Genomic DNA, 12,104 nt, shown 5'->3' on the forward strand with positions numbered 1-12,104 from the left:
TTTCTTTGCTTGAGGCCCGGTAATAATGGGATATATTAAAAATCACCTCCAGCTACCGAGCCAGTTTGCATGCATATTCCGTTAGATCGCCAGCAGGACATTCCGCTGTATCTGCAAATCGAAGAGGCGTTACGCCGCGCCATTCTGAGCGGCACCTTCGCCGCTGGCGACAAACTGCCGTCAACGCGCAGCCTGGCGGGCAAGCTATCCGTCAGCCGCTTAACGGTGGAAAACGCCTATGCCGAACTGACGGCCAAAGGATTGCTGCAACAACGGCGCGGTAGCGGTGCCTATGTCCACCACCTGCAACCACTCCCAGAGCCCCAACAGCCACTTTCTCTGGCGCCATTCCCGCTCGATCGCTTCACGACCGTGACCTCGCGGCTGGACGGCTACCCGGATATCCCCTTGCCGGAACATATCATCAACTTTGCTGCCGGCGTTGGCAGTTCCAAAGTGTTCCCGCTGGAGGAGTTTCGCAAAATACTGCTGTCGATCCTCAGCCGCCACGCGGAGGAAGCCTTCAGCTACGGGGATTACTGCGGTTACTACCCGCTGCGCGACACGCTGGGGCGCATCCTGACCGCACAGGGTATCCCCACCCGCGCCGAGCAGGTGCTGATCACCAACGGTTCGCAGCATGCCATCAGCCTGATTTTCCAGACGCTGTTGCAGCCGGGCGATACGGTGATCGTCGAAGAGCCCACCTATGCCGAAGCGCTGGGCCTGCTGCGCATGCACCAGATCAACATTGTTTCCGTTGCCAGCGATCGGCACGGCATGTGCGTTGAGCTGCTGCCAGCGCTGATCAAGCAGCATCGGCCGAAGATGATCTACACCATTCCCAACTTCAACAATCCGACGGGCCGCTGCATGAGTGAAGCGCGCCGCCGCCGTTTGCTGGCTCTGGCACAGCAGGCGGGCATCGTGATTCTGGAGGACGATTTTGTCGGCGATCTGCGTTACAACGGCAAAAGCCTGCCCTCGCTGCGCGCGTTGGCAGCGCCGGGCTCGGTGATTTACGTCAGCACCTTCTCCAAAATGCTGTTGCCGAGTATGCGTATCGGTTACCTGGTGGCCGACAGCGAGCATTATCTGCGCTTGTCCAGGTTGAAACACGTTGACAGCTTCACCAGCTCGAACCTGATTCAGCGGGCTCTGGATGCCTTTGTCACCGTTGGCCGCTACGACAAACAGCTACGCCGGGCGGGAAGGGTCTATCGTCTGCATCGCGATGCCATGGTGGCGGCGTTGCAGCGGCACTTGCCCACGGGTTGCCGTTTTGAGGTTCCGGAAGGGGGGTTATTTATCTGGCTACAGTTGCCTGATGCTGTCACCACCACGGCGCTGATGCCCGCCGCCTGGCAGCAGGGCGTCACCTTTGCGCGCGGTGAATGTTTCCATGCCGACGAAGCGCGCGGGGCCCAGGGGTTGCGGCTGAATTTTGCCGCCAATACGCCAGAACTGATCGAGGAAGGGATCGCCCGCTTAAGCCGGGCGATCCTCAAGGTACAGAGCAATTAAACCGCGGCCCACCACAGCCGCAGTTTCATGCCCCAATAGCTGGTCCAGCCGGTGGTGCTCTGCACCACCCTGCCCTGAGAAATCACCACAAAAGTCGGCGTCACACCCACCTGCCACTGTGCCGACAGCTCGCCGCGCCGATCGTTAACCACCGGCAGCTGTAGCTGTTTGTGAGCCAAAAACTGCTCAACCTGCCGATCATCACCGGAACGCAGCGCCACGGTCAGCACATTGCCACCGTTGGCCGCCAGTCTGGCGACGCTTGGCGTCGTAAAGCGGCAAACGCCGCACCAGCTTGCCCAGAAGTAAACCAACAGCGGTTCACTCGCGCTGAGCTGGGCCAGCGATACCGGCTCACCGTCGAGCGTTTCCAGCATCTGGTTATTGAAAGCCGGAGGAGCCTGTGGCGCGCGCAGCCAATCCATGGCAAAGCTGGCCACCAGCACGATCAGCGCCAGAACCAGCAGTTCACGCGCCCAACGCGTTAATCTAGCCATTTTTCACCTTTGCCAATTGCTGCTTCACGAGTTCCTCCAGATCCCCATAGGATACCGCACCCGGCAAGATCTGATCGCCAATCACGGTGGCAGGCGTGCCCTGCACGCCCAACTGTTCTGCCAGTTGCATGTTGCTGCGCAGCGTCTTCATGCTCTGCTCGCTGGGTGCCACGGGCGTAACGCCCGTTTTCTGCTGAGCAGCCGCAATACTGGCGTTGTCGTGAAAGCCCTTTTTCGCCATCAAACGTTCATGCAGCGGCCAAAACTGTTCCGGGTGCTGTTGCCAGGTGGTTAGCGCAACGCGCGCCGAACCGATCGAGCTTTCTCCCTTGAACGGCACCAGCTTCAGCACCAGCGCCACCTCGGGATATTGCTTGACGATCTTCTCCAGTAACGGATCAAACTGTTTGCAGTACGGGCAGTTGTAATCGGTAAACACCACCAGCGTCAGCTTGGCATTTTTGGCACCCAGGCGCGGGCTGGCGGGATCGTTAAACAGGTTTCTTTCCTGCTGCTTGAGCACCTGATTGCTGGCCTGCTGCTGCCAGGCATTCGCCGCTTCGGCCAGAATCTCTGGGTTGGCTACCAGCGTTTCGCGAATCAGCGTCTTAATCCGTGCCTCCTGTTCAGCAGTAAACGGGGCTGCGGCCCAGACAGGGGAGATCGTCAGCATCAGTAAAATCAGTAATGTTTTCATTGTGCGCTTCCTTTGGCGGTGGCGAGGGCTTGTAACACGGCGTCACGACTTAACAGCGGTGACAGCACCTCACCGTGTTGGCTACCGGGGCCATAGATTTGGTTAAACGGGATCCCGGCGCTGCCGCGTTGTTGCAGAAAGGCAGAGATCGCCGCCGATGGGCGGCTCCAATCGCCACGCAGTGCTACCACATCCTCGGCGCTGAGGGCTTTTTGCACGTCATCACGCATCAACACGTTGAGCTTGTTGACTTTACAGGTCACGCACCAGTCGGCGGTCACATCGACAAACACCCGTTTATGCTGCGCCAGCGCCTGGGTGATGGCCTGCTCAGACAACGGCTGCCAGGCAATATTGTCATGCAGCGGTTGCCGCCACAGGCCTGCGCTGAACGCAGCGCTCAGCAACGCCACTCCCCCCACTGCCGCCACGCTGGCAGCGCTCCGCCATCCCAGCCGTTGCCAAACCGCCAACAGCAGGCCCAGCATCAGCACCGCCCCCGTAATCAGAGTGGGTTGCCAACCGATATGATTACTCAGCAGGCTGAGCAGCCATAGCGAAGACAGCAGCATCAGCAGGCCAAGCACCAGGCGCATGCCGTTCATCCAGCGGCCAGGGCGCGGTAAGCGTAGCGCCAGCGCGGGCCAGGCGGCGATAAACAGCCAGGGCAAACTCATACCGATCCCCAGCGCGATAAACATGCCCCACAGCACCGGCAGCGGTGCTGCCAAGGCAAACGCCACCGCGGTGCCCAGAAAAGGAGCCGAACACGGCGTTGCCAGCAGTGTGGCAAAGGCCCCCTGCCAGAAGTGCCCGCTCAGGCCATCGCCGTTATGAGTCGCCAGCCGGGTATTGAGCGCAGAAGAGAGCTGCAGGTGGAACAGGCCAAACAGGTTGGCACTGAACAGCAAGGTCACCAGCACTATAAAACCGATAAACCATGGATTCTGGAACTGAATGCCCCAGCCGAGCACGTGATTGCTCAGCCGTAACAGCGTCATCAGCAACGCCAGCGCCATAAACGACGCCACAATACCGCCCGATGATGCCAGGAACTGTAAGCGCACGCTGCGCCGATCGCGCCGTTCTACCTGCAGAATCGAACCCAGTTTCATCCCAAGCACCGGCAGCACGCAGGGCATCAGGTTCAGGATAAAACCACCGGCCAGCGCCATCAGCACCGCCTGCCATAAGGCAACATCGCTCACGGGAGAAAAACCGAGCGCTTCGCCGATAGTTACCGTGGCTTCCTGCGCCATGCCGCCATCGCTGACCACCAGCCGCAGCGTTTTACCGCGCAGATCGGGGGCTGCTTCACCCCAGCCGTCGCTCACCGGGATGCGCGCCTGTAGCTGCGTGCCACCGTGGCTCACCTTGGGCTGGCCCAGAGAGGCATCCTTTAGCGTGTCGAAGAACAGCTCCGGCTGTTGCCAGCCTGCCGCTCGTTCGGCGCTGATTTGCAGTTCCCCCTGCTGATAACCAGCGCGGATGCTCTCCAACAGGCCGCTGGCGATCGGCACCTGCCCCATTGCCTGCGCAAAGTCGTGATTGAACTGCGCATCATTCGGCGCACTGAGATCCAGGTTGAACGGGTAATCGGTCAGAATACAGACGTTGTTACAGGTCGAGAGCGTCAGCGTGCCCGCAAGCTGGCGTGGTATCGGCCCTTTTAGCACCAGCGGTAAGGTCACCCGATCGTGATAGCCCTGAGTGGAAATCCCCGCCACGTCAAAACGCTGGGGAAGCGGCCAGAACCAGGTGACAGCGGGGGGATTGCCCTGCCAGACGATCGCAGGCGCAATGCCGCCTTCCCCCGGCGATCGCCAGTAGGTTTTCCAGCCCTTCTCTAGTTCAACCGACAGCAATACGCGGGTTTCAGCGCCGTTGCTGGTATCGGCACGCAGCCTGACTTTAGCGTGCTGGTTTTGCGCGCTTTGCAACCAGCCGCTGTCCGCCGCTTGCGACGCAGGCAACCACAGCAATAGCAGGCAAGCAAAAGCCAGCCTGATGATATTCAACATGTTTTTTCTCCATAAATAAGTTAGTCACCAAGTAGAACGGGGAATTAACTCATTCATGAAACACGCATAATCGAAGATGAACCCTGAGGGTAGTCGGGGAGATCACCCGGGGAGGTGGGAGGCGCAAACGCGGGGCAAGAATCGGGGCTAACAAGACCAGCAGCATGCCAAGGGCGAACAGCGCGGTTTCAAACATCACCGGCGCTGCCGCCAGCAGCGACTTGGCGCTCAGTTCACAAGGCGTCACCGCTTCGGCCTCATCCCCGGCGATCGGCGATAAACTGGCACTCGCAGCAGGAGCGATCGCCAGCTGCAACGCATGCAAACCCGCCGTGCGCTGGGTGATGCAGGTCAGCATCACCAGGCAAGCCAGGCATAAAAACCATTTTGCAATCCGCGGCCGATTAATCATCACTTCCCCAATCCGGTATCTGCGCCTATCTTAGCGGCGTAAATCAGATACGCAACGATTGGCCTGTAAAGAAATGTCTTGCGGCGGTATTGGTAGCGGCGAATTACAGGTATCATAATTGATTAAACCTGTGCTTTCGCCGGGTATGCCGATTCTCTTTGCCGCAAAGGACGGGTGACATGCAACCTTTGAGCGGGCCAGGTGCCCCCAATTCTCTCGATCACCCGCCGAACCTGGGCAATGTGCCACACGCCGACGATCGGCCGCTCTCTCCGGCACAGCGTACCCAGCTTGAAAAGCTGATCGTGAAAATCATGGCGCTCAGCCCGGCCAAATCGGCAGAGATCTGGGCCACCCTGCGTCATGAACTGGGGGCAGACAACAGCAACGAACTGCTGGCGCGCCATTTCCAACCGGCAGAACAGCTGTTGCAAAACCGTCTTACCCTAGCGCAGCAAAGCCATGCCAGCCGCCAATTGCTGCAACAGCTGACCGATCTGCTGCCGCAGGGCAATAACCGCTTGGCCGTCAGCGATTTTATCCGCCAGCAGTTTGGCCATACGGTATTGAGCCAGTTAAGCCCTTCGCAGTTACAACAGGTGCTCAACCTGCTGCAAACCGGCGGCCTGACGATTCCTCATCCGCAGCAAACCACCACCAGCGATCGTCCACTGCTGCCTGCGGAACACCAGCATCTGCAACAGCAGGTGACCAAGCTCAGTGCTGCCACTGGCGAAGTACCGCTCAAAATATGGCAGACGCTGTTCGATCTGGTAGGGGTAAAGACTAACGATCCCCTGCCCGCGCGCCATTTCCAACTGCTCAGCCAATTTCTGCAGGTGAAAGTGGCGCTCAGCCCGCAAAGCGCCCCCACCTTGCACCATCTGTTAGCCGTCCTGAAACAGCCCGCAGATCGGCAGGAACAGCAACAGCTCAGCGACTATTGCCACACGCGTTTCAACAGCGGCCCGCATACACCGCTGACTCATACGCAGATCAATGACGTCATCCAGCAGTTGTTCACGCGCCGTCTGGAGAAAACCGGCCATAATCACCCTGCGCATAGTGAACCCATGCAGCCGCAGCCGTTGCTCCACGCGTTGATTGCCGTGCTGCCACCGTCGCTGCAATCCCCTCTCAGCAAACCCTTGGTGCTGGTGACGCTCCTTGCGGTGCTGGCCCTGTTGCTGATCTGGCTGTTTTAACAACCACACTGCGCTGCCGCGCTCTGGCCCTGCAGGGTTCCGGTTTCATCACCGGTAGCCAGCGGATGCCCGTCCCGCAGCCAAAAATCCAGCCCGCCGATCAGCTCTTTCACCCGAAACCCGAGCTTGGCCAGTTGATACGCGCCTTTGGTGGAGCCGTTGCAACCGATGCCATCGCAATAAGTGACATAGACCTTATGCCGATCCAATGCGGCGGTGCTCTGTTCATTCATCAGGCGGTGCGGCAAGCTGATCGCCCCCGGAATATGCCCGGCGGCATACTGCGTTTCGGCGCGGGTATCGATCACCACTATGCCGCCAACGCCGTTGCGTAAATCCTCTGCCACATCATATGAATCAGCGTAGTAGCTAAGCTTTGCCGCCAGATAGTCCAGGCTTTGTGCGGCGCTGGCGGGCGGAAATGCCAGAACGAGTGATGCTGTGCTCATAGTGTCGGTTCCTCTACATAAAGACGAGTGACAATCATGCCCGGTTTTGGTCTTATGGTTGATACCCATTTCCCCACCATGATAAGACCGATTATGCAGCAAGTGTTGCTGACCCTGTTTCAACAGCCAGAACACGCCGCCACCACTCTACGCGAACGGGTTTGCAATACCTTGCGCCGCGCGATTCACAGCGGGGCCCTGCCCCTAGGCCAGCGGCTGCCCTCTTCGCGCCTGTTAGCCGCAGATCTGCAAGTCTCGCGCGTTACCGCCGAAGCGGCGTATCGGCAACTGGAAGCCGAAGGTTATCTGCAACGCCGAGTAGGCCAAGGCACCTTTGTCGCCATCCGCATCAATAAACCGCTCCCGGTGCGAAAAATGGCCGGTCAGTTGCGGCTGTCGCAGCGCGGTGAGGCGATTCTGCACACCGGTGGCTGCCGCGATCCGCTGCAACCCTTGCCCTTTGCCGCAGGCTCCCCAGACCTGCGGGCGTTCCCGTTGAAACTGTGGCAACAGCTCACCGCTCAGCAGCTGCGCTTGCGCGGCGAAGCACTGTTGCGCTATGGCGATCCGCAGGGTTATCTGCCACTGCGTGAAGCCATAGCCGGTTACGTTGGCCAGACTCGCGGAGTGCAGTGTACGGCCCAACAGGTCATCGTGCTGACCAGTTCACAGCAGGCATTGCAGTTGATCGCCACCCTGTTGCTCGATCAAGGGGACAATGTGTGGATGGAGGAACCCGGCTACCTCGGGGCCAGAAACGCTTTTATCAGCGCCGGGGCTAACCTGATCCCCGTTAATGTCGATGAGGCGGGTCTGCAGCCCAGCAGTACCTTGCCCGCACCGCGCCTGATGTATCTGACCCCTGCTCATCATTACCCCACCGGGGTAGCCCTCAGCCTGGAACGACGTGTAACGTTGCTGGAGATAGCACGGCGTGAGCAGAGTTGGATCATTGAAGATGATTACGACAGCGAGTTTCACTACGACGGCCAGCCGATGCCCGCCATGCAGAGCCAGGATCGCCATGGCAATGTGCTGTATCTCGGCACCTTTTCCAAAACGCTGTTCCCTTCGCTGCGGTTGGCCTATCTGATTGTGCCCGCGGAACGGGCCGCCGCGTTCACCACCGCCCGCACGCTGTACGACGGCCACAGCGCGCAACTGATGCAGGCGGTGACGGCAGAGTTTATCCAGCAAGGGCATTTTGCCGCGCATATCCGTTACATGCGCCAGCTGTATCGCAGCCGCCGCGACGGGCTGCTGCTGCAGGTGGAACAGCGGCTGAAGGCCTTTGCCACAGCGCAACCGGCAAGCGGTGGCTTGCAACTGGCCGTTTGGTTGCCCCCCGGCCAGGAAGCCCGCTTAACCCGGCAAGCACAGCAATTGGGGGTGATCACCCCCGGCCTGGCGGCACAGTATATGACGCCGCAGGCAAGGCGCGACGGCTGGCTGCTGGGCTTCTCGGCCCTGACGCCGGGGGAAATCAGCGCAGCCGTTGAGCAACTGAGTAAAATTACATCTGGTTAACCCGTTATTGCATTGGACAAAGGACTGATTTGGCTTTAAAACCATTATCTTGCCTGCGATCTTGATTACAAGGAACCTTGATGAGTAACGCTATTGCCGAACAACTTACCGAACGTTTTTTCCGCTACCTGGCGGTCACCAGCCAGAGTGATGCTGCGGCCAGCACGCTGCCCACCACCGCGGGTCAACATGATATGGCGCAGCTGTTAGCCGCTGAGCTGCGTCAGCTTGGGCTGGAGGACGTGTTGGTTGATGAACACGCCACCGTTACCGCACGCAAGCCCGGCAATCAGCCCGGCGCGCCGCGCATCGGTTTTATCACCCATATCGATACCGTCGACGTGGGCCTGGCCGCCGAGATCCACCCGCAGCGCCTGCGCTTTACCGGCGAAGACCTGTGCCTGAACGCCGAGCAGGATATCTGGCTGCGCACTGCCGAGCACCCGGAAATTCTGGCTTATCCCAACGAAGAAATTATTTTCAGCGATGGCACCAGCGTGCTGGGTGCCGACAATAAAGCGGCGGTAACCGTGGTGATGACGCTGCTGGCAAACCTGAGCGCGACCGATCGCCACGGCGATATCGTGGTGGCCTTTGTACCGGACGAAGAGGTTGGCCTGCGCGGAGCCAAAGCGCTGGATCTGGCGCGTTTTGACGTTGATTTCGCCTATACCATCGACTGCTGCGAACTGGGCGAGGTGGTGTATGAAAACTTTAACGCTGCCGGAGCGGAAATCCGTATTGAAGGCGTGACAGCGCACCCGATGTCGGCAAAAAACGTACTGATTAACCCAATCCGCATCGCTACCGATATCATCAATCAGTTCGATATTCAGGATACGCCGGAGCACACCGAAGGGCGCGAGGGGTATTTCTGGTTCAACGATATGGTGGCCAACTCTAATAACGCCATGCTGAAAGTGTCGATCCGCGATTTTGATCTGGCAGCTTTCAACCGCCGTAAGGCGCGTTTGCAGGAAGTCGTACAGCAGGTTGCTGCCAACTATCCACGCGCCAAGGTCAGCTGTACGGTGCAGGATATTTACAGCAATATCAGCAACTCCATCGGCGAGGATAAACGCGCCATCGAGCTGATTTTCGGTGCACTGGCCGCACACGGCATTACGCCGAAAGTGATCCCGATGCGCGGCGGTACCGACGGCGCAGCGCTTTCCAGCCGTGGCCTGATCACCCCAAACTACTTCACCGGCGCGCACAACTTCCATTCACGCTTCGAGTTTCTGCCGATCAGTTCCTTCGTGAAGTCCTATCAGGTTACCCGCAGCATCTGCCTGCTGGCCGCACGCGGTTAACCTTCACGCCGCGGGGCACCCCGCGGCGTTATAACAGCCACCAGCCAACCAACGCCGCCCATGCTAAAAACGGCAGCGAATAGTAATGGAAGCGCAGCCATATCCGCCGATCCCCCGCCATCCGCAGCGCAATCAGGTTAGCCAAGGAGCCGATCGCCAAGCCAAAGCCCCCGGCGTTCACCGCGTAGGCCACCAAGGCGCTGGAAGGGACATAGTTGAGCAGCAAAATGGTGGCGGGCACATTACTGATAATCTGCGACAGGCCGATGCCCAAGGCATACACCGCTCCCTCTGGCAGCGCAGCGATATGGCTAAACCATGGCTGCATCGCTGGCAAGCGGGTGAACAGTCCGACATCGATAAACATGGCGATAAACACAAAAATCAGGCTCCAGTCGATTTGCAGCAATACCCGCCGCGCCAACAGCAGAAAACCGACGAACACCGCCAATAGCCCGTAAAGCGGCAGCGCAAAATCCAGGCAGATCAGGAACACCCCGTACAGCACCAAACAGCCGATCAGCAAGGGTTTCTGATAAGGGTAACTCTGAGCTTGAGCCTTTTTCACAATATCGCGCGCCGGAAAGCTGAACCAGGTCACCGCCAACAGGCTGAGCATCATCACCACGCCGAAAGGGGCCATCTGGCCGATAAACCCGAGGAATGACAGCGACGACTTGCTCCACAGCAAAATATTTTGCGGGTTACCGATCGGCGTCAGCAGCGAACCGGCGTTCACCGCCAGCGCCTGGAAGATAATCAGCCGATTAACCGGCAACGCAGAAAGCTTTTTCAGCGTAATGGTCAGGGGAATGACGATAAACAGCGCCACATCGTTGGTCAGGAATGACGACAGCAGCGCGGCGGAAAACACCAGAAACAGCGCCAGCCAGCGCTCGCTGCGCAGCCTGTTGACGATCTGGCGGCCAATAAAATCGAAATAGCCGCTGACCTCAACACCCTTGGTCAGCAGCATCAGCCCCAGCAGGGTAATAATGGTACGCCAGTCGATAAACTGGGCCAGCGGCTGCGGCTCAAGCGCAAACAGCAGCACGCCGATCAGCAGCAGCGCGTGCAAAAAACGGTCGTGAAGAAACGGCCTCAACAGGCGGGTTACAGCATGTGAACTCATATTTTTCGCTTCGCAAAACAGCCAGAATGCAGGCCAAAGACGTTAGCCGAAGCGCGCAGATTACGCCACTGAAAAAGCTTTTCATTTGCCGCACTTTGCTCTATATCCATCATCTTTCGTTTACTTTTAAGGATCCTCCCATGGTTCACACCTTTGCCAAGAGGTTACTGCTGGCCGCAGCACTCACCCTGCTTGTCGCCTGTAACGACACCACAACCCGCCCGCAAATCGACATTGAAGGCAAAACCATGGGCACCTTCTACAGCGTGAAGATCAGCGGTGAGATTGAGCAGAATAAACAGCAGTTGCAGCAGGAGATCGATGCCCTGCTGGAACAGGCCAACGACGATATTTCCACCTATCGCCCGAATTCGGTGTTATCCCGCTTCAATCAGACGCACAGCAGCGAACCGCAGCCCATTCCGCGCGGCATGGCCGATATTATCCTGATGGCCCAGCGCATTGGCCGCGATACCCATGGTGCGATGGATATCACCGTCGGCCCGTTGGTGAACCTGTGGGGCTTCGGGCCGGATAAGCGGGTGGTGAAGGCCCCACAGCAACCACAAATCGACGCAGCCAAGCGCAATACCGGCCTGCAGCACCTGAAACTGCTCAGCGATAACCGCGGCGAATGGCTGCAGAAAGATTTGCCGCAGATGTATGTCGATCTCTCCACGCTGGGCGAAGGTTATGGCGTGGATCAGTTGGTGCGCCTGATGGCGCGTAAGGGCATTACCAACTATCTGGTGTCGGTGGGCGGTGCCGTCTCCTCACGCGGCGTCAACGGCCAGGGCAAGCCTTGGCGTGTGGCGATTCAGAAACCTACCGACCGTGAAAACGCGGTACAGGCCATGGTCGATCTACAGGGTTATAGCATCAGCACCTCGGGCAGTTACCGTAACTATTTCGAACAGGACGGGCAGCGTTATTCCCATGTGATCGATCCCGCCACCGGCCGCCCGATTAACCACCGGCTGGTTTCCGCCACGGTGATCGCCCCCACGGCGCTGGAAGCCGACGGCTGGGATACCGGGCTGATGGTCTTGGGCACGGAAAAAGCGCTGAAGCTAGCGGAAGAGCAAGGGCTGGCGGTGTATCTGATCAGCAAGACCGACGACGGTTTCAGCGCGGTAATGACACCGCAGTTTAAGGCGTTTTTGGTGCAGTAATCTCATTAGGCATAAATAGTGAAGGTTATTACGAACTGTTTTTCGTTTACATACTGGGATAGTTATCATTTTCGGTCGCTAGACGCTTTATATTCACCCTAACTCAAAGTGAACGCGACCGAGCAGGGGGCTCAAGAGCCAGCCCCCTGCACCCC

General features: G+C 58.6%; 11 protein-coding genes. 5 read left to right on the forward strand and 6 right to left on the reverse strand.

The features are described 5' to 3' along the window. The first annotated feature begins 69 nt into the window (after positions 1-69). Positions 70-1,524, forward strand: a complete 1,455-nt coding sequence (gene pdxR / locus BMI79_RS08225; RefSeq protein ID WP_076941643.1) for a MocR-like pyridoxine biosynthesis transcription factor PdxR — start codon at positions 70-72, stop codon at positions 1,522-1,524. Here the strand turns inward: pdxR (BMI79_RS08225) and BMI79_RS08230 are convergent. Genes BMI79_RS08230 through BMI79_RS08245 form a run of 4 tightly spaced genes read right to left on the reverse strand, consistent with a single transcriptional unit; the run spans position 1,521 to position 5,151 of the window. Next, positions 1,521-2,021, reverse strand: coding sequence for a protein disulfide oxidoreductase (locus BMI79_RS08230; RefSeq protein ID WP_076941644.1), 501 nt, complete (start codon positions 2,019-2,021; stop codon positions 1,521-1,523). The two genes, pdxR (BMI79_RS08225) and BMI79_RS08230, sit on opposite strands and share 4 nt — an antisense overlap. After that, the gene (locus tag BMI79_RS08235; RefSeq protein WP_076941645.1) at positions 2,014-2,718 is read right to left on the reverse strand and encodes a DsbA family protein; all 705 of its coding nucleotides are present in this window, start codon (positions 2,716-2,718) and stop codon (positions 2,014-2,016) included. The genes BMI79_RS08230 and BMI79_RS08235 overlap by 8 nt, the downstream gene beginning before the upstream one ends. Continuing rightward, positions 2,715-4,739: a protein-disulfide reductase DsbD family protein gene (locus BMI79_RS08240; protein WP_076941646.1), complete on the reverse strand. Its 2,025-nt coding sequence runs from the start codon at positions 4,737-4,739 to the stop codon at positions 2,715-2,717. The genes BMI79_RS08235 and BMI79_RS08240 overlap by 4 nt, the downstream gene beginning before the upstream one ends. A 49-nt stretch (positions 4,740-4,788) precedes the next feature. Next, entirely contained in the window at positions 4,789-5,151 is a 363-nt protein-coding gene (locus tag BMI79_RS08245) for a copper resistance protein (protein ID WP_076941647.1), read from the reverse strand. Positions 5,152-5,330: 179 nt separating this feature from the next. Between BMI79_RS08245 and flk the strand changes: the two genes are divergently transcribed. Then, positions 5,331-6,356 (forward strand): flagella biosynthesis regulator Flk, encoded by a 1,026-nt coding sequence (gene flk / locus BMI79_RS08250; RefSeq protein ID WP_076941648.1) that lies wholly within the window; start codon positions 5,331-5,333, stop codon positions 6,354-6,356. Here the strand turns inward: flk and BMI79_RS08255 are convergent. Next, positions 6,353-6,805 (reverse strand): rhodanese-like domain-containing protein, encoded by a 453-nt coding sequence (locus BMI79_RS08255; protein WP_076941649.1) that lies wholly within the window; start codon positions 6,803-6,805, stop codon positions 6,353-6,355. The genes flk and BMI79_RS08255 overlap by 4 nt on opposite strands. 54 nt (positions 6,806-6,859) lie before the next feature. Between BMI79_RS08255 and pdxR (BMI79_RS08260) the strand changes: the two genes are divergently transcribed. Then, positions 6,860-8,332, forward strand: coding sequence for a MocR-like pyridoxine biosynthesis transcription factor PdxR (pdxR, locus tag BMI79_RS08260; protein WP_244157319.1), 1,473 nt, complete (start codon positions 6,860-6,862; stop codon positions 8,330-8,332). 80 nt (positions 8,333-8,412) lie between these two features. Next, positions 8,413-9,645 carry a peptidase T gene (pepT, locus tag BMI79_RS08265; protein WP_076941651.1) on the forward strand — a complete coding sequence of 411 codons (1,233 nt, stop codon included), beginning with the start codon at positions 8,413-8,415 and terminating at the stop codon, positions 9,643-9,645. Positions 9,646-9,673: 28 nt separating this feature from the next. Here the strand turns inward: pepT and BMI79_RS08270 are convergent, their stop codons facing one another. Further along, complete coding sequence (locus BMI79_RS08270; protein ID WP_076941652.1) at positions 9,674-10,777, reverse strand: SLC13 family permease; 1,104 nt, start codon at positions 10,775-10,777, stop codon at positions 9,674-9,676. Positions 10,778-10,917: 140 nt separating this feature from the next. Here BMI79_RS08270 and apbE point away from each other — a divergent pair, with 140 nt between their 5' ends. Then, on the forward strand, positions 10,918-11,949 hold the full coding sequence (gene apbE / locus BMI79_RS08275; protein ID WP_076941653.1) for an FAD:protein FMN transferase ApbE: 1,032 nt from the start codon (positions 10,918-10,920) through the stop codon (positions 11,947-11,949). The last annotated feature ends 155 nt before the right edge of the window (positions 11,950-12,104 follow it).

It is taken from the genome of Serratia oryzae, from assembly GCF_001976145.1.
Classification (GTDB): Bacteria; Pseudomonadota; Gammaproteobacteria; order Enterobacterales; family Enterobacteriaceae; genus Chania; species Chania oryzae.